Raw genomic sequence first — 24,048 nt, 5'->3', positions numbered from 1 at the left:
GCGATCAGGCCCAAATCAAGAGGATTTGGGCTCTTCGTCATTGATGGCCACCGCATAGGAGCCATCTTTGATCGCCTGGGTGCGCTGGGCCACCAGATCCAGCGCCTCTTGCGGGATCTTGCCTTCAAAGGTGCCGTAGGGGGCCAGTGAACAGCCGCCCTTGGCCATATACGAATAGGGGCCGTAGTCCTTGGCGGTGAAGCTCCCGGTTTTGACCGCTGCAATGGCGGCATCCAGCGTCGGTTCAAAATGCCACAGCGCCGAGGCGGCAACCGTATCGGGGTAGTCCGACTGGGTGTCGATCACATTGCCAATGGCCAGCAGGCCTTTTTCCTTGGCTGCATCCGAAACGCCAAACCGTTCCGCATAGAGCACATCCGCGCCGTTCTCGATCATTGCAAAGGCGGTTTCCTTGGCTTTTGGCGGATCGAACCAGGAGCCGATGAAGGAGACCTGGAATTTCATATCGGGGTTCATTTCACGCGCGCCGGACATGAAGGCATGCATCAGGCGGTTGACTTCGGGGATCGGAAAGCCGCCAACCATGCCGATATTGCCGGTCTTGGACATGGCGCCTGCCACGATGCCGGACAGGTAAGAGGCATCCTGGATGTAGTTGTCAAAAACTGCGAGGTTTGGCACCGCCGCGTCTTCCTTGAAGGAAGAGCCCATGAGGAAGGCAACATCCGGGTAATCGGCCATAACTTCGCGCGCTTCGGCTTCGACGCCAAAGATTTCGCCGATGATCATGGAGTAGCCGCTTTCGGCATATTCTCGCATGACGCGGGAATAGTCAGAATTCGAGGTATTTTCAGAATAGCTGTAAGCGATGTCGCCTCGGTCCTGAGCGGTGAGGGCGGCAACATGGATGCGGCTGACCCACTGCTGTTCCACCGGAACTGTGTAGATGCCGGCCACTTTGATAGGCTCTGCCGCCAGGGCTTTGCTGGCAGAAAGGCCCAGACCCGCAGTCAGGGCTGTGGCAGCGCTGGTGGCTAGAAAATGACGGCGCGATACTGCGCCCAAAGTCGATTTTGACATAAAGCTATCCCCGGTTTGATTGGCCGACCCTTGGCGGATCTTGTCCAAAGGGTAAAAATTCCGGGCGGCTAAGGCAAGGAAGCTTTGCCTATTATTGCATCATATCGGAAAGATTGATCATTTGTTGCGCATTAAGGAGGGCCGTATCAGAGTTTGTGCGTAAATTGCACAGATTGACGCCCGGAACAGTGCGGCGCACTGGCCAGGTTTCCCTTGGCCAGCGCGATTGCGCTATCTGCGCTCCCTTAGACACCGGCCATGCGGTTTAGCTGCTGTATTCCAATTTGGCACCGGGGAACTGGGCGATTATGGCCGGGGCGGCGGGTTTTGGCAGCAGGCAGAGCGCGGTTGACAGCCCGTCCGCCAAGGCCGCCCGAGGGGCGCTGACTGACACCAGGCGGCTGGGCTGCGCACCTTTGCCATTGCGCGGATCCAGAATATGGCTTGTACCGTTGCCAACCAGTGTGCCCGCCGCCGCCGAGGTGGCCAGGGCACGATCCGACAGGCTGAGCCGGGCGCGCAGATCGCCATCTGGCGATACAATACCAGCCTGCCATGGGCGTCCCTCGGGGCGCTGCCCCATGGCGGCAATCTCGCCCATGTCTAGCAGCAGGTTCTGCAGTCCTTCGGCCCGTAGCAAATCGGCAATTTTGTCGGTGATATAACCCTGGGCAATACCATTGAGCGTCAGCGCCATGCCTGGACGCAGAAAACGGATTTCCTGGCTGTTATAGCGCAGATGTTGCCAGCCCAACGGTGCCGTCGTTGTTTCTTGTCCTAGGGCGAGCGCCTGCCACAGCGGCTGAATGCTGGGATCAAAGGCACCATGGCTTGCCGTATTCAGGCTGGCCGACAGGCTGAGCACATCCAGCAGCTCTGGTGCGGGGGCGCGCAGGCGGCCCTGCGCGTTGAGCCGGACCAATTGCGCGCCCGGCTGATACAGGCTGAAGATGGCTTCCAGACGCAGCAATTCGGCCTCGACCTTGGCAAAAATCGGTGCTGCGGCGTTTTGGGTCAGGCCGGAAATCACCATATGGGCTGAAGCCCCCATGGCGCGGCCTTGCCAGCGCGCCTGAGGTGTTGCGGCGGCAACCGGGCCGACAGCCAGGCTGGCGGCGGAAATGGCAAGAAACCGGCGGCGGGGCAGGCGGGAAGTCATGAGGGGGTCTCCAGTATCAGCTCTAGATCGACGGGGGCCAGGACGGTCTCGGCGGGGATTTCATCAAGGGTCGCAAGGGAACCGCCATACCGGGTGGCAAAGGCAGTGGCGTCGGCGCGTTGGGCAAAGGGCACGATCTCGGGTGCCCCCATGCCGCCGGCCACCGGGCTGTCGATCACAAAGATAGCGTCAGCGGCAGCGATCCAGTTGCCAGGGCCGGGGCTGTCCCAGTTCTTGGCGACGCCCATATCGCTGACATAAACGGCTGTGATATCGGCCTCGCGCTCGGGTCCCTTGAGATAGGCCAGCAGATCGCGCACCTGGGCAAAGAACAGCGGCGCGGGATGCCCGTTTAGGTGAACCTGTCCCTTGGGGCCGCCATGTTCGGCGATGTTCATCTGGCAAAAATAGCTCAGCGCTGTTTCGGTCAGGGCGACCGGTTCTGGCGCTGCTTTGGCCTCTTCCTCCTGGCAGGCCGAAAGCGCCAGGCAGGCCAGCACAAGACACAGGTTACGGGTCAGGGGGCGGGCAGAGATGTGTTGAAGTGGCTTCATGGTTCCAGCCTTTGGAATGCGGTGCGGGCCAGGGCAAAGCCCAGCACGGGCCAGAGCAGGAGCGAGAGCGGCGCGGCCCAGGCGGGCAGGCTGGCGGCGGCGCCGGCCATGCCACTGGTCAGGGCGACGCTTTCAGAGGCGGCGATATTCCACAGACGGAAGGCGTCGGCCGGGTTGGCCACCATTACCCAGGGAAACAGCTGTTGGGTGAAAATCCCTTCGCTGTCCATCACCACCGCCCCCAGCAGGGCCAGATCGTATAGAACCACAAAGACCAGCCAGAGCCCGGCCGAAAGACCCGCCGCCGCTGTTGTGCTGCCGGCCAGTGCCGACAGGCAATAGCCCAGCATCAAAAAGACCGCCCCCAGAAGGATCGAGGTCAGGACCAGGCGCGCCAGGGCGATCAGGCTTTCGGTGCCCGCGCCGCCAAACCAGGCCGCGCAGGCCCCGGCAGCGCCAAAGCCGATGATCATGGCAATGCTCAGTGCGGTCAGATGGGCCAGAAACTTGCCGGACAGGATTTCGGCACGCCCGGCGGGATAGCTGAGCAAGAGCGCCAGTGAGCCGCGATCACGGTCGCCTGAAATGGCGTCAAACCCCATCATTAGCGCCAAGAGTGGTGCCAGATAGACCGAGAGCGTGGTCATCGAAGCAACCGAAACTGTGAGCATATCAACCCCCAGCGTGCCCGTCGGCGCAGAGCCGGCAAAGGACAGCGCCAGCGCAAAGGCCAGCATGATCAGCGTGGCCATGACAATCCACAGATTGCGCCGCAGGATCAGCATTTCGGCGCGGTAAATTGCGAGGATACGCATCAGCCTTGCTCCTCTTGGGTTGAATAGTAGCGATAGAGGTCTTCCAGCCGCGGGGGCTGCATGTCGATATCAAGCACCGTGTCGCCCATGCTGGCAATGCGGCGCAGCTCGGCCATTTTGTCTTGCGGCGCGCAGATGATCTCGACCGAGGCGCCATTGATGCGCCGCCCGCCGGTGTCGCGCGCGATCTGATCGGCATCAGGCCCTGTTGTCTGTAGCCGCAGCTTCACCGGCAGGCCCGCCTTGCGGGACAGGTTGTCTAGCGTGTCATCCGCCACCTTGACACCCTGACGCAGGATGGCAATGCGATCGGTGCGCGCTTCCACTTCGGTCAGCGCATGCGAGGCAATTAGCACGGCGGTGCCTTTGGCGGCCAGTTCATCAATGATGGCGTAGAGGTCCTGGCGGGAAATCGGGTCCAGCCCACTTGTTGGTTCATCCAGTAGCGCCAGTTTGGGCCGCCCCAGCAGCACCTGCGCCAGGCCCAGCCTTTGGCGCATGCCCTTGGAATAGGTGTCGATGCGGCGCTGCATCGCGTCACCAAGGCCAACCCGCTGCAACAGGGCGCTTACATCCCCGCCTGCGCCCATCAGCCGGTCAAACATCGTCAGCTGTTCCTGGCCTGTCAGGGCGGGGTGAAAGCTGACCGCTTCGGGCAAAAAGGCGGTATCTGCCCGCGCCGCCGCGCTGCCAGGGCGGGCACCGCAGATCTGGATGCTGCCGCCTTCGGCCTGGATCAGCCCCAGAACCGCCTTGATCAGGGTGGATTTCCCAGCCCCGTTATGGCCCAAAAGCGCCAGGCGCTCTCCGGCGTTTACGCAAAGGTCAATGCCGTGCAGAACCTGGGTTTTGCCGCGAAACTTGTCGAGCCCCTTGATCTCTAGAACCGGGAAAGCGCCTGTTTTAGTCATTATCTTCAACCTTGTTGGCCACTGCGGGTTTCACCGGGCGCATCAGGGGGGCGCTGTCGATCACGCCACCGGGCAGCAGCGCCGGGAAGGTGGATTGCGACCAGCGCACCAGCTGCACCGCAGGCGAACCCATCAGCATTTTGGCGGCTGGCTGGGTCCAAAGCACATGGTCCATGCTGTCATTGGGCCGGTAAGGGCTATCGGAAATGCCGTCACCATCGACGTCAAAACCAGCATTGTCGGACCAGTAGTTGCCGCGCCCTTCATGGGACCATTCGACCCATTTGGAGGCAACATATTTGACCTGATGGCGATTGCCAACAAAGGCATTGCCGACCATCTTATTGCCTTCGCTGCCGGCGGTGAAATGGATGCCGATGGCGCAGCCCTGGAACCAGTTGTCAGAGAAATCGTTCTGGTGGGAATTGTAGAGAAAGGTGCATTTGTTGCGGGCGTTCTTGACGTAGTTGCCCCGGATAATGCCCTTGTTGGTGTAGTTCAGCATCACGCCGTGATCGCGGTCATTCAGGGACACATTGTTGGTGATCTTGACGCGGGTGGAAAACATCACCGCATAGCCCAGATGGTTGCCGATAGAGACATTTCCCGAGACTTCGGAATTGTCGGCATACATGTAGTGCACCGCAAAACGCAGGTCGCGAAACAGATTGCCGCGAAAGATATTGCGCTTGGAGGAATTGACAAAAATGCCGTCGCGCCCCCAGCGGATATCGTTGTTTTCCACGATCGCCCCGGGGGCATTCCAGACATAGATACCATTGCCGCGCCGGTTCATGTGGCGATCCTGGCGACCTTCGATCACATTGTCCTGCACCAGCGCATCGCGCGCCCCGTGGATGTCGACTCCGTAGAGGTTTCCCAGCAGGATATTGTTGCGGATCACCGGGGCCTTGGCGGTCTTGGTCAGCTGAATGCCGCTATCGATTGTTTCATGGTCCGAACCGGACCCCTGCACCGTGACGCCCTGTATGATGACGCCGGGGCCGGTGACGGTGACGGTGCTGCCCTGACGGCTGCCATCCAGCGTGGCGTGGCCCTGGCCATCCAGCGTGACAGGACGATCCAGGGTCAGATTTTCATAGTAGGTGCCAGGCGCCAGAAACAGGGTATCCCCGTCTGCCGCCTGCATGAGCGTATCCGCGATGGCCCCCGCCCGATGGGGGACCTGCCAGTCGGCGGCGCGCGCGGCGCCTCCGATCAGCAGGGTTATAAGCAGGAGCCAGCGCATCTTGCTTAGGCCTCCCGAGGCTCTACGAACATCCGGCCGCGCATTTCCATGTGCAGTGCGTGGCAGAACCACTGGCAATAGAACCAGTGCACGCCAGGACGTTCGGCAATGAAGGTGACCGAGGCAGTGGCCTGCGGGCCAACCTCCATTGCGACGCCAAAGTTGGCCATGCAGAAGCCGTGTGTCAGGTCGTCGATATCATCCAGGTTGGTGACGTGGACGGTGACCTCATCGCCCTGCTTGACGCTAAAGCTCTCGAGGCTGAAGTTTGGCGCCTGGCTCGACATATAGACGCGGACCTTGTTGCCATCGCGGATGATCTCTTCCTGATAGTCGTCAAGATCCACACCGTCTGCCTCGGCCTGGGCGCGTGCATCGGCCCACATTGGGTCGTTCCGATCCCAGACATTCACCGGGTTCACCTTGGAGCGGTGCACGATGATGCTGTCGTGGGGTTCGGCAAAGGTTGGGCCATCGTGGACAATCTTCATCTTATCGCCAGAGATGTCGATGAGCTGCTCGTTCTCGGGCTTCAGAGGTCCGACATTCAGGAACCGGTCTTTCGAGAACTTGTTCATCGAGATCAGCCACTTGCCATCTGCCTCTGAGGTTTCCCCCATCGAGGTAGAGTTGTGGCCCGGCTGGTAATGCACGTCGATCTTTTCAAGGATCGGGTCGGCATCTCCGCCAGCATAGGCTTCAATCGCCTTGGCAATGTCCCATTTCACCACCTGGCTGTCGAGGAACAGGGTGGTATAGGCGCGGCCCTTGTTATCAAAGGCTGTGTGAAGTGGCCCAAGGCCCAGCTCTGGTTCGGCCACGATAGCGGAACGCGGGTCGGCATCGTTGTTGAACAGATCGTCCAGCTTTTCGACATCAATCACTGAAACGGTGGGCGACAGTTTGCCGTTGATCATGATGTGGCGCTTGTCGGGGGCTGCGTTCACACCGTGGGGGGAGTTGGGGATCGGGATGTAGCGGGTGTATTTGTTGCCCGCGCCCTTGCGGCCATCGACAACCTTGACGCCTTTCAATTCCTGATAATCGCCGGCTGCGATGCCTTTTTCGATTTCCTTCAGGTTAAAGACCACGACGTGGTCCATTTCGCTCTCGGTCATCTCGGCCAGGTTCATGCCCATTTCCGAGTTGTAGGAGGTCGAGAAGGCATATTTGCCCTGGTAGTCGCAATCGGTGTTGTCGAGGTTGCCCGAGACAATCACCTGCCAGGCCACTTCCATCTCGTCGCCGTCGATGGCGGTGAAGATGTTCACATATTCCGAAGGCTCATCCAGCACTTTGCCGTCGTTGACCAGCGGTGCTTCGTGTTCGCCATTGGCAAAGACATAGCCGGTGCGGGGGAATTTCTGCGGCCGCAGGCCGTGGATGTCATGCGCGTTGGGGACTTCGATGATCTTGTCGCATTTCATGACATCGCAGCGCACCCGCGCCACGCGGGTATTGGCCTTGTCGTTCATGAACAGAAAGCGACCATCATAGGACCCGTCGGTGAAGGACATGTGCGGGTGGTGCAAATCGCCGTTGTCGTAGGTTTTCTTGCCATTCGCCGCGAGGAATTCCTTGGTCTCGGGCAGCAGGCCTTCGGTCAGGATTTTCATCGATTCATTGGTCTGGCCCCAGCCGGTGGCAGAGCAGCGGTTGAACACGGGCACCCGCATGAATTCGCGCATGGAGGGCACACCCATGATGCGCAGCTCACCGGTCTGACCCGAGGACCAGAAGCCATAGTATTCGTCAAGCTCACCCGGAGCCAGGCTGGCTTCGTTGCCCGAGGCCTGGGCAGGGCCTGCGCCCAGCATCGAGGAGCTAACGCCAGTGGCGGCGAGGGCGGCACCGGTGGCGGTTGCCCCCAGCAGGCCACGACGGGTTACGGATAGGTTTGTTTTCTCTTCTTCAGACATGATGTCCTCCTTCAGGAAACAGATACTTTTTCTGCGTTGGGGTGATTGGCCGGTGGGCGGCCAAGGGCGAGATCAGGACCGGGGTTGCCAGTCTTGGCGCGGCGTTTGATCTTTTTGATCACCACCGGGCATTTGGTTTCTGATTGGTAAAGCACCTGACAATGCAGGCAGTTGACGCATTCATTCGGGTTGATTTCACCCGTGGGGTGAATGGCCTGAACCGGGCATTCATTGGCGCAGGTCTGACAGGGGCTGCCACATTCCTTGTAGCGTTTGAGCCAGTCGAACATGCGGATCCGGGCCGGGATCGCCAGCGCCCCACCCAGAGGGCAGAGGTAGCGACAGTAGAAGCGTTCGACAAACAGGCCGGCCAGAAGCAGGATCAAGGCAAACAGCACAAAGGGCCAGTCGCGGACAAACTTCAGAATGATCGCGGTCTTGAAGGGCTCGACCTCGGCATAGGTCTCTGCCAGCGGCATAGAGACCATCGACAGGCCAAACAGCCCAAGGAAGATCATGTATTTCACCGGCCAGAGCCGTTCATGCAGGCCCCAGGGCAGGGTCCACTGCGGCACCTTCAGGGCGCGGGCCAGCTTGTTTGTCAGCTCTTGCAGGGCACCAAAGGGGCAGAGCCAGCCGCAATAGGCACCCCGGCCCCAGAACAGGAGCGCGGCGGCGATGGCAAACCACTGGATAAAGACCAGCGGATCCATCAAGAAGGCATCCCAGGTGAAGCCAGACCGCAGAGAGCTGGCCAGTGCCATCAGGTTGACAACGGAAAGCTGCGCATTGGCGTACCACCCCAGAAATACCAGGGTAAAGCTGAGGTAGCCAATGCGGAACCAGTAGAAGACGCGCGCATTCATGGTGGACTGGAACTGGAAGAAAAACACCGCCGTCAGCACCAGAAGCATAGCGCCAAGAATGCCAATCTCGACCTGTTTGTCACGCCAGATCCGCTGCCACAGCGCCGATTTGGCGGCGGCCTCGTCGCTGTCATTGTTAAGGGCAACGGGGGCGGTCGGGGCCAGTGGCTGCAGATATGATTCTGGTAGTTTGTACCCCAGATCAAAGGTCAGAAAGCTCTTGTCGATGGCACCAACCGACCGCTGTACCAAGAGTTGCAGGCGGAAGGGCTTGGTCGGGTCAAATTCGGTATCGGCGGGGATCTTAAAGATGTCCAGCTCGCTGAAACTGGGGCTGTCATCGGTGGCCAATGCGCCTAGACGTCGATGCTGTTTATCAAAGAAGCGCACCGAATTGTCACCCTGGATCAGTTGGATACGGTCAAAGATGCCGCCCCGCACATAGCCGGATCCCTTAAAACTATAGACGCCACGCCCCAGTACCAGAATGGCCTCTTCGCCCTCTTGCAGCCAGTCGGACAGGTTTTGATATTCGGCCTCACCCAGCAGGCTGCGACCGATGGCCGGTACAGAAACCAGCGCCAGATGCATGTCGATATAGGTGTCGTCGGGATTGCCCGGTTCTGGGCGCTTGATGGCACGGGCATCGCCGGTCCCTTCAAAGGCGGCGTTGATCTGGCCAATGTCCAATGTCATCCGCCGGGTTGATCCATCACCCGCCAGGCTCTGCCAGTTGTAGGTTTCGCTCTGGGTCATGTCGACGGCGCGCTTGGGGCCAGTGGCGAGATTGGGGGCCAGCCCGCCCAGCCCCAGGGCGCGTGCGACCTTGATGCCGCCGCGGACCAGACTGTCGTCGATGATCATGATGGTGACGGTAGCGCCGGAAATGATATCCAGGTCATGCGCCTCGCCGCCGGTGGCGGCCTCGGCCTTCAGGTCCATCCCGGCGTAGCTCTCGGTGAGCGCAACCATTTTGGAATTGGGAATGCCGATCAGGACAATCGGCTCAGAGTGTTTGACCAGTTTGACCCCGGTCAGCACCGCGTCATGGTCAATCCCGGCGACCACATGAATCGGCTTGCCGGAATATCCGGTGGTGCCAACAAAATCAGAGGTCAGAAAGGCATAACCGAGGGTCTCACCGCCCTGCAGGATCGGCGCGACGGGAACATCCGCGCGGATCGGGCCAAAGCTATCGGCACCGGGCATCAGCTCGGCTGGCGCAAGATCGCTCAGAAAGGAGGCAAGGCTGTCGGCCTGCGCCAGGCTCGGGGCTGCGAATGCCACGAGAGAGATCATCAGGGGTGTAACCCAGCCGGAAAGGGTGCGCATTAGCTTCACAGCGCCACCTCCTTATATTGAGTGTGCGCCATGAACGCGCCGCGCGCGCGTGTCATGTTCTGTTGCTGCTTGCGTGGAGGCCCCCGGCCATCATGCCAGAACTGAGCCGGGTTGGACGCCACCTCAAGAGATGGCACCTGTCCGCTTGTGCCTGTCAGATAGGCCGGTTTGGTCCGGGTCGGCGCAGTGGCCTGGGAGGGGGTGATCTGCGCTAAACACATCAGGCAGGTGCCGCAGTCGGGGCAGTCCTTGTTCTGGGTGTTGCCTGTCTCTGCGGCGATGTCGATGCGGACTACGCCGACCTCGCCACAGATCTCGATCCAGTTTTCTGCCGCCTCTGCCCGGCCAAGGCCCGGCAGCAACAGCTGCATGATCAGTATAGCACCCAGACCATACCCCAAGGCTTGGCGCAATACTGCACCAAGCCGCTGAAGTTGTGTATGAAAAGGGGGCAGGACCATGTGTCGCCAGATTCGTTGCAGGATATGCGCGACCCTAGCGACAGGACAGGTCCAGTTATTTGAGCTAGATCAAAGATAACATCGTAGATGCACATTTTTTTCAGCGCCTGCCTTTGCCGCTATCTGCCCGGAAATCAGAGCCCGAGATCAGAGAGACCGGGATGATCATCCGGGCGGCGCCCAAGCGGCCAGTGAAACCTGCGTTCCTGCGCGCTGATGGGCAGATCATTGATGCTGGCAAAGCGGTTCTGCATCAGGCCATTTGCGGTAAATTCCCAGTTTTCATTGCCATAAGAGCGAAACCAATTGCCGCTGTCATCGTGCCATTCATAGGCATAGCGCACCGCAATGCGATTCTCGGTGAAGGCCCAGAGTTCCTTGATCAGGCGATACTCCAGCTCTCTGGTCCATTTTGCTGCGAGAAAGCGCTGCGCTTCGGCGCGCCCGCTGACAAAGCAGGCCCGGTTGCGCCAACTGGTGTCGGGCGTATAGGCAAGCGCCACCTTGGCGGCATCGCGGCTGTTCCAGCCATCTTCGGCCAGGCGGACCTTGTGGCGGGCGCTGTCTTGGGTAAAGGGCGGCAGTGGTGGGCGGGTGTCCATTGGTTGGGATCCTCCATGTTGCAGGGACTAGAGCGCGGGGGCTACTGGTCAGTTCGGGTTTGGGTATCGGTGCGAAAGGGCAGGGCATCCTGTAGGCACAGCCCCTCATCCAGGGAAAAACGCCAGCCGCCGACAGCATCGTCAAATCCCTGCAGTTCGGGGCTATCTTGGGCCAGCAAGGCGGTTCGCCCGGTAAGTTGCAGCAGTGTGCCGCTGTCAAAATCGGGAAAGACCAGCCCAGCCCTGGGGTTCAGAAGAAAGTTTCCCAAGGTGTTAAAGTGGTTGTTGCCGCGATAGTCGGGGATGATCAGGCTATTGCCGTCGATCCTGACAAATCCGACAGGCCCTCCCCTATGAGAGACATCAACCCCCTGAATTACGGGGTTGTCCTGCGCCTTGATGGCGCTGGCGACAAAGAACACCTCAGCCGCCACGATCTGGTCACGGACCGCCCCGGTCAACTGGGTAAATCGGGCAGAGACCCTGGCGGGGCTACTGTCTGTTGCGGGGCGCGACGGGGTCAGCTGGCGGCGCTTGATGTATTTAGGGCAATTGCCAAAGCTCTGATCAACCCGCAGTCGTATGTGATTGATATCCAGCGATTTAATCCGCCCGTTCAGCCGATTGCGGCGGCGGCTGTGCATCTCGATCCCGAGCAGGCCAATCGCTGCACCCGGTTGCAGGGCCTGGCGCACCGGGTCGGCTGCAGCACCATGCAAGGCAAGATCCAGGTGGTATTCATCAGGCGTGTGAACAAAGCCGGGCGGGCCGGGAAACAGGCTGGCCCAGGGGCGGCCATCCCCGTCAACTGCCGCCACTGCCACAAAGGGGAGCTGGGCAAAAAAGGCGCGGTGCTGGTCTGGCAGATATGGGCGTATCGCCCGGCGACCAAACATCTCTATCCTGTCGCGGCTGCCATTTGCGCGCTGCAGCGCCTGCTCCCCCGCGTGAAAGGGGGAGGGGCCGGGATCTGGCTGCACTGCAGTGACGGGCGCTGCAGTTGGGGGGATGGTCTTGGGCATCTCGGGCCTCATGGGGGGGGGGCAGGGTAGGGGGCGCGTAGGTTTCCAGCCCCGGCCAGCGATGCGACCGGGACATTTTGGATGCTGCGATTTCCACCTGGTGCCAGATAGGCGGCGATCAGGCGGCAGACAGGCCGACCGGGGTGGCGGGCATCGGCTTGAAACCCGGCAGGCCTTCGATTTTGGCCAGGAAGCGGCGCACATTCGGGAAGGGTTCTAGCGAGATATCGCCTTCGGGCGCATGGGCCAGATAGGAATAGAGCGCCACATCTGCGATGGTGACGCCGTCGTCAACCAGGGTATCGCGCCCCTCCAGATGGGGTTCCAGCTTGGCCAGCAGGCGCGTGGCGACGGATTTGCAGAACTCGGCATCCAGCGGTGCGTTAAACACATTTATCAGCCGCGCCGCCGCAGGGCCAAAGGCCAGCTCTCCTGCTGCCAGGCTGAGGAACTTTTGCACTTGGGCTTCTTTGACGGGATCACTGGGCAGATAGCTGGGGGCATATTTACGGGCGAGATAGACCAAAATGGCATTGGAATCGCTGATCACCACCGCACCATCTTCGACCACCGGCACCTGGCCGGCGGGGTTCAATGCCAGAAAGCTGTCGGTCTTTTGGGCACCCTTGGCCAGATCAACATGCACCACCTCATGCGGGATGCCTGCCAGCCTGGCGAAGAGCTCAACCCGGTGGCCGTGACCAGAGAGCGGAAAGCTGTGAATGCGGAGTGTTGTAGACATGAGATATTCCTATCTGAGGCCGCGCATGCGCGGTGACTATGAGCAATGCGACCTAGGGCCTTTGGCCCGGCCGCAGTGATAGGGGATAGATACATTCAGAACGTTCAGGTTATAATTGATCACTTTATAGACTATATATGTACGCTATGGGGGTAATGGGTGCCCTGATCAAAGCGGAACCCAGGGAGGCGTAGGGATGGATATTTTGCAATGCATGCGTGCCTTTACGGCGGTGGCGGGGCAAAGCTCCTTTACCGGCGGGGCGCGTCAGATTGGCATCAGCACCAAACTGGCCAGCAAATATGTTGCCCGGCTGGAGGAACATCTGGGCGCCCAGTTGCTGCACCGCACCACCCGGTCGGTCACCTTGACCGATACGGGGCAGGCCTATCTAGAACGCTGCCTGCCGCTGCTGGATCAGATTGATGAACTGGAAGGCGTCATCCAGGAACGCCAGTCGGAGCTGGGCGGCCTAATTCGGCTGACGGCGCCAACCGGCTTTGGCAGCCGCGAATTGGTACAGGCCCTGATGCCGTTTCAGCAGGCGCATCCCAAGGTGCAGATAGAAATGCAGCTGTCGGATCACCACGTGCCGATTGTCGAAGAGGGCATTGATCTGGCCATTCGCTTTGGGCAATTGCAGGATTCGACATTGGTGGCACGCAGGCTCTGCGATATGCGCCGGGTGGTGGTGGCGGCACCGGGCTATCTGGCGCGTCACGGCACCCCGGCCACCCCGGCGGCGCTGACCGATCACAATTGCCTGCTGCTGCAGCCTTCGGGCCAGCCGGATCACTGGCGGTTTCACGAGGGCGCGGCGACAACAGAGGTCGCCGTCGGCGGCAGCTTTCGCGCCAATTCCCCCCGCGCGGTGGCCTATATGGCGCTGGGCGGGCAGGGCATTGCGCGCTGTCCCTATTACACCGTTCAGCGCTTTGTCGAGGCGGGGCAATTGCAGCTGCTGTTGTGCGCGCATGAAGACGCGCCGCTGCCGCTCTATGTGGTTTATCCGCCAAGCCGCCACCTCACCGCGCGCATTCGCGCCCTGATTGAGCATCTCGCCCAGTGGTTCCGCACGGCTCCGCTTACATCACTTGGGGATTAGCCATGGTGGGCTTTGACCGGGCCACGCAGGGGGTGGGGGCCGCGAAATAAGGTGGAGCAGCAATCGGTCAGAGCCGATAGCGGCAAGATCGGCGGTTCAGACGGAAACATTTCCGCGCAACAGTCATCTATGGGGGTATCTTCGGGGTGGGACAGAAAAGAAGTGGTGGCGTGGGGGAGACTTGAACTCCCGACCTATCGATTATGAGTCGATCGCTCTAACCAACTGAGCTACCGCGCCATCTTCTGTGAGGGGCGATTTACGGAATGGGGCGCGTGGGGTCAAGGCGCAATTGCAGAAGAAACCTTCTTTTGGCAGTTTTTTTTGCCGCCGGTGGAAAATGCCGGATTTCTTCAGTTTGTTACGATTGCTTGTCCAGGGCTTTCACCGTGGCCCGGATAAAGTCTTCGCAGGGCTGCGGTGCGGTGATGGGCAGCATGTGGCCTCGCTGCGGCAGGATCTGGCAGTCAAGGCCATAGGTCTCCATTACTTTGCCCTGGGTCAGCGGATCCAGAATGGCGTCCTCTGACCCAAAGAGAATCGCGCCGGGCGTATTGAGCTGCGCGGCATAACACGCTGCCTGGGTTTCAATCGCAGGATAGAGGAAGGAAGCATCCGCTGAGGCCGCGACAAAGCTCTCGGGGCGCAGGCCAAGGGCACCGCCAGCCTTGATCAGGAAGTCATCGGGGCAGGTCTCTGGGGCGAAGATTTGGTTCAGAACCGGGGTGGCAGTGCGCTTGGCGGTGGGGATGGCCACGGTCTGCGCCATCAGGCGCCGCATCATGTTATTGTGCACGATCAAGCCTTTGAAAGCCTCTGGCCCCTGTTCTGCCGGGTGGGTCAGCGGCGACAGCAGCGCCAGGCCGGCAATGCGCTCGGGTGCTGCGAGCGCCATGGCCAGCGCCACTGCACCGCCCAGCGAATGGCCCACCAGAACAGGATGATTCACCTCGAGGCTCTGCAGCACCGCAAGCAGGGCCTTGGCTTGTTCGGGCAGCCGGGCCATGGCGTCACTGGTACGGGTTGAATAGCCACATCCGGGCCGGTCAAGAACGATCACCCGGTGATCTTTAGCCAGGCGATCTGCCAGCGCATAGGTGAAATGTTGCAACTGACCGCTGAGCCCGTGGATCAGAACCAGCGGCTGGGCCTGGCGGGGCCCGATATCGATATAGTGTATTCTGCCCTGCGGTGTGGCGCAGAACTGGCCAATGGGCGGCACCAGGTCGCGCGCCTCGCGGGCCAGCTGCCGGGTTTTCAGATGCGATGCGCCCAGCAGGGCAGCGGGGGCGGCAAGCGCCAGAATGGCAAGACTGCTAAGAGCGGACATGGGCTTATCTCCGAAACGGGGCGGTTTAGCTGACAGTGCCGGGATCCAGCGCTGACAGGCTGGGGCGCGGCAGCTGGTCAAGCAGGTCAAAAACACGGGTGCGACAGGTCTCGCCGGTCCAGTCGGCGGGGTGAAAGCTTGGCGGCAGGGCGGGGTGGCGCAGGGCGATTCTACGCCAGTGGTGCACGATCAAGGTGCGCAGTGTGGCCACCTGCACCGGCGACAGATCCGCAGGAGGAGAGAGCTCTGCCAAGGCCCGTTGCAGTGCCTGGCAGCTGGTGATCAGGTCCTTTGGAAACATCCGGGCCTGCAGCCAATTGGGGACCTGCGGTTGTGACAGGCTGGCAACAAAGAATTCCGCGTCCAGGGATACCGGGCGGGGACCATACCCCAGCGCGGTGCAGCGGTTGACCCTGGTATATTGCGGCAGCAGCAGCGCCGCCTCCAGCGCGGCCGAGCCACTGCTGTCTTCGCAGATCAGCAGATGCCAGTCCTGTGGCGCGATGGGGTCGCGGGCATAGATGCGTGGGGTCACGGCGGCCGATTGGCTGCGGCCATAGTCGGTTAGGTAATGCACCGAGGCCCGGCCCGAGCGGGTGCTTTCGATCCAGCCGTCCTTGCGCAGCCGGTGCAGGGCGACGCGGGTTGCTTCGGGCTTGATGCCCATGGGCGTGATGATCCGGGTGAGGGTGGTGCCGTTGATGCGGTCACCGGGTTTTTGCGCCAGATCGCCAAACAGCGAGACAATGATCGACCAGACCCGCAGGTTTTGCAGGGTGTTCAACTGGGCAATGCTTGTCTCAAACCATTGGGAGTGCGCGCTATTCATGCGCTTAAGATAGGCGCTCCGGGGCGGATAGACCAGCCCGGAGCGCAAAAGATCCCTGTCGCCCTAGAAGGCATTCATGGTCAGCAGTTCGTATTCCGCGACCTTTTCATCGTCCTGATTGGTCAGGGTGACATGCCAGCGCACCTCACCGTAGTCTTCATTCCGGGGGGTCTTTTTCTTGACGCTAAGCCGCACCTTGATGCTGTCGCCCGCCGAGACGGGTTTCATAAAGCGCAGATTGTCGAGACCGGTATTGGCAAGAACGGGGCCTTCATTGGGTTCGACAAACAGGCCGGCAGCAAAAGAGAGCAGCAGATAGCCATGCGCGACGCGACCGGGGAAGAAGGGATTCCGCTTCGCCGCTGCGTCATCCATATGGGCATAGAAGGTATCGCCGGTGAACTTGGCAAAATGCTCGATATCGTCCAGCGTCACCTCGCGCGCGGGGCTGTTGAGGGTCTCGCCAATGGCCAATTCGCCATACCTGCGGGTGAAGGGATGCGCCGGGGCCGGGATTTCGGTGCCGCCGGGCACCCATTGCTGGCCAATTGCGGCCAGAATATCGGGGCTGCCCTGAATGGCGGTGCGCTGCATATAGTGTTTTACACCGCGAATGCCGCCCAGCTCTTCGCCGCCGCCGGCCCGTCCGGGGCCGCCATGCACCATATGCGGCAGGGGAGAACCATGCCCAGTGCTTTCCTGCATCGAGGCGCGGTTGTTGAAATAGATCCGTCCGTGATAGGCTCCCGAACCCATGGCAACGCTGCGGGCCACCTCTGGATCGTTGGTGATGCAGGATGCCACCAGCGAGCCTTCACCGCGGTTGGCTAGGGCTACGGCGTGATCCAGATCTCGATAGCCCATCACGGTGGAAACCGGGCCAAATGCTTCGGTGTCATGTACCCGCTTGGCCGCATCGGGGTTTTCACAGTGGAACAGCATCGGCGGCACAAAGGCGCCTTTTTCGGCATCGGCACCATCCACGGTGAAATCATCGGGATCGCCGTAGACGCGGGTGGCCTCGGTCGCCAGAACCGCGGCCTTTTCCAGCACGTCACGTTTCTGCCCGTTGGAGACCAGCGCGCCCATGCGGGTGCTTTCCAGGCGGGGGTCACCAATGGTGGTTTTGGCCAGACGTGCCGAGAGGGCTTCGATTACCGCCTCGGTCTGGGCCTCGGGCGTGATGATGCGGCGTACGGCGGTACATTTCTGCCCCGCCTTGGTGGTCATCTCGCGGCTGACTTCTTTGATGAAAAGGTCAAATTCCGGCGTGCCGGGGGTGGCATCCGGCCCCAGGATCGACGCGTTCAGGCTGTCCTGTTCCGCCACAAAGCGGATCGAGTTTTCCAGAATGACCGGGGTCTGGCGCAGTTTCAGCGCGGTCTGGGCCGAGCCGGTGAAGCTAACGATATCCTGCATCGTCAGATGGTCGAGCATATCGCCAAGCCCCCCAGACACCAGTTGCAGTGCGCCAGCGGGCAGGATGCCGCTGTCCAGCATCAGGCGCACAGCCAATTCCGTCACATAGCAGGTGGCGGTGGCTGGTTTCACAATCGCAGGAACCCCCGCCAGCAGCGTCGGGGCAAGTTTCTCCAGCATGCCCCAGACCGGGAAGTTGAAGGCATTGATATGCACCGCAACCCCCTGCATCGGCGTGCAGATATGCTGGCCAAGAAAGGTGCCGTTGCGCGACAGCTGCTCTACCTCTCCGTCCAGATAGACCTGCGCATCGGGCATTTCGCGCCGCCCCTTGGAGGCAAAGACAAACATGGTGCCAATGCCGCCGTCGATGTCGATCATGTGATCAGCCTGAGTGGCGCCTGTTTCAAAGCTCAGATCATACAGCGCATGTTTGTGCTGGCCCAGATGGGCCGCCAGCGCCTTGAGCATACGGGCGCGATCATGAAAGGTCAGGGCACGTAGGGCAGGGCCGCCGGTGTCGCGGGCGTAGGACAGCATGGCCTGCACATCCAGCGCGTCATTGCCGGCCTGGGCCAGCGGTGCGCCTGTTATGGCGCTGGCGATGCTGCGGGCACCCGCACCTGGGGCGATCCACTGACCTGCGGCAAAACTCGATACATCTCGAAGGCTCATGCTGTGTCCTTTGCTTTCCTGTTGGGGCGCTGTCGGCGGCTGGCAGGACGAGTCGCCGAGGCGGGGCCTCAGATTTGCGTTGCATGATATATTGACCGTCCGGTCGGTTTATGCAAGAAGTTTGTCCAACAGCTTTGACCGCAGCCCAGGTGGGGCCGGGCGCTGGATGAGGGAGAGAGAGATGTCCGAGACAATTCTGGTGGCGGATCATGGTACCTGGGTAGAGATCACCCTGAATCGGCCCGATCGGCTCAACAGTTTCAATGATGAGATGCACTATGCGCTGCGCGCCGCGATCGAGGCCGCACGCGATGGTGGGGCACGGGCGATTCTGCTGACAGGCGCCGGGCGCGGGTTTTGCGCCGGGCAGGATCTTGGCGATCGCGATCCCAGTAAGATGGACGGCCCACCTGATCTTGGTAACACGGTACGCACATTCTACGCGCCGCTGGTACGCCTGATCCGGTCGCTGAACTTCCCGGTGATCTGCGCGGTGAATGGTGTCGCCGCCGGGGCCGGGGCTAATATCGCGCTGGCCTGCGACATGGTCTTTGCCGGTGAAAGCGCCAAATTCATCCAGTCCTTTTCCAAGGTTGGCCTGATCCCGGACACCGGCGGCAGCTGGCATCTGCCGCGCCTGCTGGGCGAAGCCCGCGCCAAGGGACTGGCCTTTACCGCGCAGCCACTGCCCGCCAAGCAGGCCGAAGACTGGGGCCTGATCTGGAAGGCGGTGCCGGACGCTGATCTGATGGCCGAGGCTCGCGCCATGGCGCAGCAGCTGGGCAATGGCCCAACGCTTGGTCTGGGGCTTAGCAAACACTGCATTCAGGACGCCGCTGTCGCGACACTGCAGGATCATCTGGAGCAAGAGGCAGATGCCATGAAGACCTGCGGCGAAAGCGCCGATTACGCCGAGGGCGTCGCGTCTTTCCTTGAAAAGCGCGCCCCCAGGTTTCAGGGGAAATGAGCATGCGTGCAAATCTGACATCAAAGCAACGCGCCGAAAAATCCGCCGAGGCCATGTGGGCCAGCGATGCGGCTTCGAAATGGGCCGGGATGGAGATTGCAGACGTGGACGAGGGCCGCGCCACGCTGGAATTGACGGTCAAGGCGCATCACTGCAATGGCCATGGCATTTGCCATGGCGGCGTGACTTTCATGTTGGCCGACAGTGCCTTTGCCTTTGCCTGCAACAGCCGCAATCAATCGACTGTCGCGCAAAGCAACTCTATCACATTCACCGCCGCTGGCAGGTTGGGGGATCGGCTGATCGCCCGCGCGACGGAGGTTTCTTTGACCGGGCGCAGCGGCATCTATGATGTGGCGGTGGAAAATCAGAACGGCGAGATGATCGCCGCCTTTCGCGGGCTTTCGCGCGCGATCAAGGGCCAGTTGTTTGACGAATAGGTGAGGAGAACGCCATGAAAGATTTGACCCCCAACAAGGCCGACCTTGATGCGATCGAGATTGCCTCGATTGATGAAATCCGCGCGCTACAGCTCAAGCGGCTGAAGTGGTCGCTGCGCCATGCCTATGACAACGTGCCCATGTACAAAGAGCGCTTTGATGCCGCTGGGGTGCACCCGGATGATTTGCAGCAGCTGTCGGATCTGTCGAAATTCCCGTTCACCTATAAAAACGACCTGCGCGACAACTACCCCTTTGGGCTTTTTGCGGTGCCACGCGAGCAGATCATCCGCCTGCATGCGTCCTCTGGGACCACGGGCAAGCCAACCGTGGTCGGCTATACCGCCAATGATATTTCCAATTGGGCTGATCTGGTGGCACGGTCTTTGCGTGCGGCGGGCCTGCGCAAAGGTGACATGGTGCACAACGCTTATGGCTATGGGTTGTTCACTGGCGGGCTCGGGGCGCATTATGGAATCGAACGCCTTGGCGCTACGGTGGTTCCGATGTCTGGCGGCCAGACCGAAAAACAGGTTGGTCTTATTACTGATTTCCAGCCTGACGGCATCATGGTGACACCGTCCTATATGCTCAACATTCTGGAACAATACCATAAAATAGGCCTGGATCCGCGCGACAGCTCGCTGCAGGTGGGGGTTTTTGGTGCCGAACCCTGGACGGATGCCATGCGCCGCGAGGTCGAGGCGGCCTTTGACATGCACGCGGTTGATATCTACGGGCTGTCCGAAATCATGGGGCCGGGGGTTGCCAGCGAATGCGTGGAAACCAAGGACGGACCGGTCATTTGGGAAGACCACTTCCTGCCGGAAATCATCGACCCGGTCACCGGCGAGGTGCTGCCGGATGGTGAAATGGGCGAACTGGTCTTTACCACCCTGACAAAAGAAGGCCTGCCGATGGTGCGCTACCGCACCCGTGATTTGACCCGGTTGCTACCGGGTACGGCGCGCACGATGCGGCGAATGGAAAAAATCACCGGCCGTTCGGATGACATGATCATCCTGCGCGGGGTGAATGTCTTCCCCAGCCAGATCGAAGAACAGTTGATGGCCACCGGCGGTTTGGCACCGCATTATCAGATCGAGCTGTACAAGGCGGGCCGCATGGATGCGATGCGGGTCTTTGTTGAGGCAACGCCAGAGGCCGCAGATGAACTGTCCAAAACCGCCGCAGCGCGGATGTTGACCAAGCGGATCAAAGATATGGTTGGCGTCTCGACCGAGGTCATTGTCGGCGACCCCGGCACAGTAGAGCGCAGCCAGGGCAAGGCCAAGCGCGTCATCGACAAGCGCGATGCGTAACAGACAGGGAGAGATGTGAGCCCATGGCCCGCACGATTGCAAAAGATCACGATGAAAAGCGCGGCCAGATTCTGAAATCTGCCGCCAGGGTTTTTGCCGAGGCGGGCTATGATCGCGCCTCGATGACCCAGCTGGCGCGCGAATGCGGGATCTCCAAGGCCAACATCTATCACTACTATGACAGCAAGGATGCCGTGCTTTTCGGCCTGCTTGAAACCTATCTGCGCGATCTGCGGGACCGGGTCTGCGGCGTTGACGTCGCAGGCCTGTCCCCCGAAGAAGGTCTGCGACGGGTGGTGGCTGAAATCCTGCTGGCCTATCAGGGGGCAGATGATGAACATAAGGTGCAGTCCAACGCCATGGGGGCCCTGCCGGAAGAGCAGCAGAAACTGTTACGGGCCTATCAGCGCGCATTGGTGCAATATCTCAGCGATACGCTGCAGACCGTCGCACCCGAAGCGTTTGCCAAGGACCCCAGCAAGCTACGCGCCACGACCATGTCGGTTTTTGGTATGCTCAACTGGTACTACATGTGGAATTCGGGCGCGGGATCAAAAGCCCGCGAAGACTATGCAGATCTGGTGGCCGACCTCACCCTTACCGGGGTGGCTGGGCTTTAGCGTAGGGTTGGCTTTGACCCAAACTTACGGATGCGGCATCAGGCCCTGATAGCAATCATGCGCAGGTGGCGTGCAGTTCCGTGCTGATGTCGCCCTTGGTTCGGCCAATCGAGCAGCCAGCCAGCCAGATGAGATCGTTTCCTCCCATCTTCAAAAGTCGTTTCAACAACAATTCGTATATCCATGGTGGTCGTCCTATTTGAACAACCGCTACATCATAGCAACCAATCCCCAGGTTTCCCCCCTCCCGTCAGATCCTTGTCCAGCGCCTTTCGGATCCGTCGTTGCGAGCCATCAATGTCAATAGAAATCCGCAAAGATATCGTCCTTGATGTGGTTTGCAAAGTGGAGGAAGAGATGACTGACAAGCAACTACGACTGGACATCATTGATGAACTTGATTTCGAGCCAAGCATTGATGCTGCCGACATTGGCGTGGCGGTCGATCAGGCTGTCGTAACGCTGACAGGGCATGTCCGCAGCTACAGCGACAAGATCACGACGCTGGGCATCGTTGAAACCGTCGTGGGCGTCCGTGCGATCGCCGACGAAATCGAGGTCCGGCCAATTGGTGCCCACATCACAGCTGACGATGAGATCGCGAAACGCGTCGCCAATTCGCTGAAGTGGAACACATCGGTACCGGAAGACAAGATCCATGTCACCGTCGCCAAGGGCCGGGTCACCCTCGAGGGTGATGTGGAATGGCGATATCAGGGTGATGCCGCAGAACGGGTGATCGGTCGGATGACGGGTGTAACCGGCATCAACAACCATCTCAGGGTCCGACCGTCGGTAAAGGTTTCGGACGTATCGGAGCGGATCAAGAAGACCCTCGTGCGCGATGCGGAACTTGATGCCTCGGGAATCCGGGTGGTGGTTCATGACGGGACCGTAACGCTTGAGGGCGAAGTCCGCTATCTGGGCGAACGCAGGAGCGCGGAGCGCGCGGCCTGGGCGGCCCCCGGGGTGACGAACGTCATCGATCATCTGGCGGTGCAGTGACCGCTCCATTTCAAACTGGATGGCGCGGCTATTTGCCTGATTTGAGCTCGCTGATTTGCGAGTTCGTCGCGCTGATCAAGGCCTCGGCCCCGGCGCTTTTGCGCTGCGGTCGTCCCGGCCCGGCCCCGTGATCAGGCCTGAGGTGATGCGCTAGGTCTCAGGGACGGCGTGTTCTTGACAGCCGAGCAGCGAGGCTGGTCGGGAACTTGGTGTAGAGCCGTCTGCATTCGTTCTCACGACCACAGACGGCCCGCATTCCGGCCCGCGAATGCGTTCGGGCGAAACACTACAGCAAGGTCTGCACTTACTATCACTGCTTTTCTAAACACAGCCAAAACCGCTTCGTTGCCAGCTATCAATGACATCAGACCTCTTTGGCCGCGTTGTGGCGGTGTCAGGCACAGGGCGAGCGCATTGCGTCCCGTCAATGAACCCCAGGCCTGTGTGGGTAGCATGTAGACCCAAGCTTTACGCAACAACGAAGCGCCATTTGGACGGGAGGTTGCCATGCCTGATATTCATTCCGGGCCGGCCATCGTGGACCGACCACATGGGCAGGAGAGCGATGATCGCCTTTTGCGCCATGTGTTGGTTTGTCTCGACCGGTCCCCTGATGCCGCGCGCATACTGGAACAAGCCGTATTGCTGGCGAACCAAACGGGGGCTGACCTGACGGCCATGCGAGTCGTGCCCGCCGGGCCGCCCACGGTTCGCTGCGCCGATCCCGTCGATTGGGAATTGACCAGACGCGATGAGACAGCCGATCTAATACGGATGTCCGACACCGCCGGGGCAACCACCGACATACGTGCGATCGTGGTGTGCGGTTCAGCCGGGCGGTGCATCCACGAAGAGGCGCTGCGCTGCGAGGCGGATCTTCTGGTCTTGGGCACCGGGACCTTCGGACCCCCAAGCCGATGGGGCCTCGGAGGGACGGCCAGGCATCTTGCAGAGGTCTTTCACGGATCGGTTCTGCTCGTTCCGGACGAAATTGCAGGTGAGCCTCCCAGGACCCGTCGTATCATAGTTCCAATGGACGGTTCGCCGCTATCAGAAGCCGCGCTTCGCTTCGCCGCCGCGATTGCGCGGATCCGCGCGGCAGAACTTGTCATCCTTCACGCTGTTTCGCATGCCGGCTCGTTCGGCACTGGACGGACGGGACAGGGAGATGAGGCGCTCTGGCGTGAACTCAAGGAGGAGGCGGCACGCACGGTCGAAGATCGGCTTCAGCGTTTGCGTCGATTGCTCCCTGTCCACAGACACGGCAACCGCGTCCGTCGGCTCAGCGGCGATGAGCCACGCAGGGCTCTGATGAAGGCGATTTGCGAAGAACGGGGCGAACTTGTGGTCCTTTCGGCCCGCGGGCTGGGAAACGATCCGGATCTGCCCATCGGGAGCACCGCAGAGTATCTTCTCTCCCGTGCCGTGACACCAGTTCTGTTAATCCGGAACGCGGAGATGAGCACTCATCGCGCGGGCGGAAAAACACCGAGATGGCCCGCTGCCTTGCGGCAAGAGCCGTGACACCGCCTTCCTCGCAGCTGCAGGAACCGGTCGCCGCTGCGTCCGAAACCCAGTTACGGCACAATTGCGTGCACCCTGGTCCTGCGCGGGCCGTACCCGTATGGAAGCGCCTCGACAGGATCCCCGCCTG

The 24,048-nt window shown here is 60.6% G+C and carries 22 protein-coding genes and 1 tRNA gene; 7 read left to right on the top strand and 16 right to left on the bottom strand.

Annotation, left to right across the window (positions count from 1 at the left end):
• Positions 1-15: 15 nt before the first annotated feature.
• From LRK71_RS13375 to LRK71_RS13320, 12 genes are all read right to left on the bottom strand, one after another.
• Positions 16-1,041 carry a BMP family protein gene (locus tag LRK71_RS13375; RefSeq protein ID WP_232404329.1) on the bottom strand — a complete coding sequence of 342 codons (1,026 nt, stop codon included), beginning with the start codon at positions 1,039-1,041 and terminating at the stop codon, positions 16-18.
• 265 nt (positions 1,042-1,306) lie between these two features.
• A complete protein-coding gene (locus LRK71_RS13370; RefSeq protein WP_232404328.1) occupies positions 1,307-2,200 on the bottom strand; it encodes an FAD:protein FMN transferase in 894 nt (297 codons plus the stop codon).
• Positions 2,197-2,754 carry a nitrous oxide reductase accessory protein NosL gene (locus LRK71_RS13365; protein WP_232404327.1) on the bottom strand — a complete coding sequence of 186 codons (558 nt, stop codon included), beginning with the start codon at positions 2,752-2,754 and terminating at the stop codon, positions 2,197-2,199. The genes LRK71_RS13370 and LRK71_RS13365 overlap by 4 nt, the downstream gene beginning before the upstream one ends.
• Positions 2,751-3,569, bottom strand: coding sequence for an ABC transporter permease (locus LRK71_RS13360; protein ID WP_408636005.1), 819 nt, complete (start codon positions 3,567-3,569; stop codon positions 2,751-2,753). Before LRK71_RS13360 ends, LRK71_RS13365 begins: the two co-directional genes overlap by 4 nt.
• Positions 3,569-4,480 carry an ABC transporter ATP-binding protein gene (locus LRK71_RS13355; protein ID WP_232404326.1) on the bottom strand — a complete coding sequence of 304 codons (912 nt, stop codon included), beginning with the start codon at positions 4,478-4,480 and terminating at the stop codon, positions 3,569-3,571. The genes LRK71_RS13360 and LRK71_RS13355 overlap by 1 nt, the downstream gene beginning before the upstream one ends.
• Positions 4,473-5,729, bottom strand: a complete 1,257-nt coding sequence (locus LRK71_RS13350) for a nitrous oxide reductase family maturation protein NosD (protein WP_232404325.1) — start codon at positions 5,727-5,729, stop codon at positions 4,473-4,475. The genes LRK71_RS13355 and LRK71_RS13350 overlap by 8 nt, the downstream gene beginning before the upstream one ends.
• A 5-nt stretch (positions 5,730-5,734) precedes the next feature.
• Positions 5,735-7,648: a TAT-dependent nitrous-oxide reductase gene (gene nosZ, locus LRK71_RS13345; RefSeq protein ID WP_232404324.1), complete on the bottom strand. Its 1,914-nt coding sequence runs from the start codon at positions 7,646-7,648 to the stop codon at positions 5,735-5,737.
• A gap of 11 nt (positions 7,649-7,659) precedes the next feature.
• Positions 7,660-9,813, bottom strand: a complete 2,154-nt coding sequence (locus tag LRK71_RS13340; protein WP_408636006.1) for a 4Fe-4S binding protein — start codon at positions 9,811-9,813, stop codon at positions 7,660-7,662.
• A gap of 38 nt (positions 9,814-9,851) precedes the next feature.
• Entirely contained in the window at positions 9,852-10,226 is a 375-nt protein-coding gene (locus LRK71_RS13335; RefSeq protein ID WP_232404323.1) for a hypothetical protein, read from the bottom strand.
• A gap of 224 nt (positions 10,227-10,450) precedes the next feature.
• Positions 10,451-10,918 (bottom strand): nuclear transport factor 2 family protein, encoded by a 468-nt coding sequence (locus LRK71_RS13330; RefSeq protein WP_232404322.1) that lies wholly within the window; start codon positions 10,916-10,918, stop codon positions 10,451-10,453.
• Positions 10,919-10,959: 41 nt separating this feature from the next.
• On the bottom strand, positions 10,960-11,940 hold the full coding sequence (locus LRK71_RS13325; RefSeq protein WP_232404321.1) for a pyridoxamine 5'-phosphate oxidase family protein: 981 nt from the start codon (positions 11,938-11,940) through the stop codon (positions 10,960-10,962).
• 118 nt (positions 11,941-12,058) lie between these two features.
• On the bottom strand, positions 12,059-12,682 hold the full coding sequence (locus LRK71_RS13320) for a glutathione S-transferase family protein (RefSeq protein ID WP_232404320.1): 624 nt from the start codon (positions 12,680-12,682) through the stop codon (positions 12,059-12,061).
• A 196-nt stretch (positions 12,683-12,878) separates the two neighbouring features.
• On the opposite strand from LRK71_RS13320, the gene LRK71_RS13315 reads away from it, so the two are divergent.
• On the top strand, positions 12,879-13,787 hold the full coding sequence (locus LRK71_RS13315; RefSeq protein ID WP_232404319.1) for a LysR family transcriptional regulator: 909 nt from the start codon (positions 12,879-12,881) through the stop codon (positions 13,785-13,787).
• A 163-nt stretch (positions 13,788-13,950) separates the two neighbouring features.
• Here LRK71_RS13315 and LRK71_RS13310 read toward each other — a convergent pair.
• The 4 genes from LRK71_RS13310 to paaZ form a co-directional block, all read right to left on the bottom strand.
• Positions 13,951-14,027: transfer RNA gene (locus LRK71_RS13310), tRNA-Met, on the bottom strand.
• Between the two features lie 121 nt (positions 14,028-14,148).
• Complete coding sequence (locus LRK71_RS13305; RefSeq protein WP_232404318.1) at positions 14,149-15,117, bottom strand: alpha/beta fold hydrolase; 969 nt, start codon at positions 15,115-15,117, stop codon at positions 14,149-14,151.
• A gap of 25 nt (positions 15,118-15,142) precedes the next feature.
• Positions 15,143-15,946 carry a PaaX family transcriptional regulator C-terminal domain-containing protein gene (locus LRK71_RS13300; protein WP_232404317.1) on the bottom strand — a complete coding sequence of 268 codons (804 nt, stop codon included), beginning with the start codon at positions 15,944-15,946 and terminating at the stop codon, positions 15,143-15,145.
• 63 nt (positions 15,947-16,009) lie between these two features.
• Entirely contained in the window at positions 16,010-18,040 is a 2,031-nt protein-coding gene (gene paaZ, locus LRK71_RS13295; RefSeq protein WP_232404316.1) for a phenylacetic acid degradation bifunctional protein PaaZ, read from the bottom strand.
• Positions 18,041-18,221: 181 nt separating this feature from the next.
• Here paaZ and paaG point away from each other — a divergent pair, with 181 nt between their 5' ends.
• The 6 genes from paaG (at position 18,222) to LRK71_RS13265 (ending at position 23,918) form a co-directional block, all read left to right on the top strand.
• Positions 18,222-19,007 carry a 2-(1,2-epoxy-1,2-dihydrophenyl)acetyl-CoA isomerase PaaG gene (gene paaG / locus LRK71_RS13290; RefSeq protein WP_232404315.1) on the top strand — a complete coding sequence of 262 codons (786 nt, stop codon included), beginning with the start codon at positions 18,222-18,224 and terminating at the stop codon, positions 19,005-19,007.
• A gap of 14 nt (positions 19,008-19,021) precedes the next feature.
• Complete coding sequence (gene paaI / locus LRK71_RS13285; RefSeq protein WP_232404359.1) at positions 19,022-19,447, top strand: hydroxyphenylacetyl-CoA thioesterase PaaI; 426 nt, start codon at positions 19,022-19,024, stop codon at positions 19,445-19,447.
• Positions 19,448-19,461: 14 nt separating this feature from the next.
• Complete coding sequence (gene paaK, locus LRK71_RS13280; RefSeq protein ID WP_232404314.1) at positions 19,462-20,769, top strand: phenylacetate--CoA ligase PaaK; 1,308 nt, start codon at positions 19,462-19,464, stop codon at positions 20,767-20,769.
• A 23-nt stretch (positions 20,770-20,792) separates the two neighbouring features.
• Entirely contained in the window at positions 20,793-21,389 is a 597-nt protein-coding gene (locus LRK71_RS13275) for a TetR/AcrR family transcriptional regulator (protein ID WP_232404313.1), read from the top strand.
• A gap of 357 nt (positions 21,390-21,746) precedes the next feature.
• A complete protein-coding gene (locus tag LRK71_RS13270; protein WP_232404312.1) occupies positions 21,747-22,394 on the top strand; it encodes a BON domain-containing protein in 648 nt (215 codons plus the stop codon).
• A gap of 507 nt (positions 22,395-22,901) precedes the next feature.
• Entirely contained in the window at positions 22,902-23,918 is a 1,017-nt protein-coding gene (locus tag LRK71_RS13265; RefSeq protein WP_232404311.1) for a universal stress protein, read from the top strand.
• Positions 23,919-24,048: the final 130 nt, after the last annotated feature.

The sequence above is a fragment of the Pseudophaeobacter flagellatus genome (assembly GCF_021228235.1).
GTDB lineage: Bacteria > Pseudomonadota > Alphaproteobacteria > Rhodobacterales > Rhodobacteraceae > Pseudophaeobacter > Pseudophaeobacter flagellatus.
This window is presented reverse-complemented; position numbering and strand designations above follow the sequence as displayed.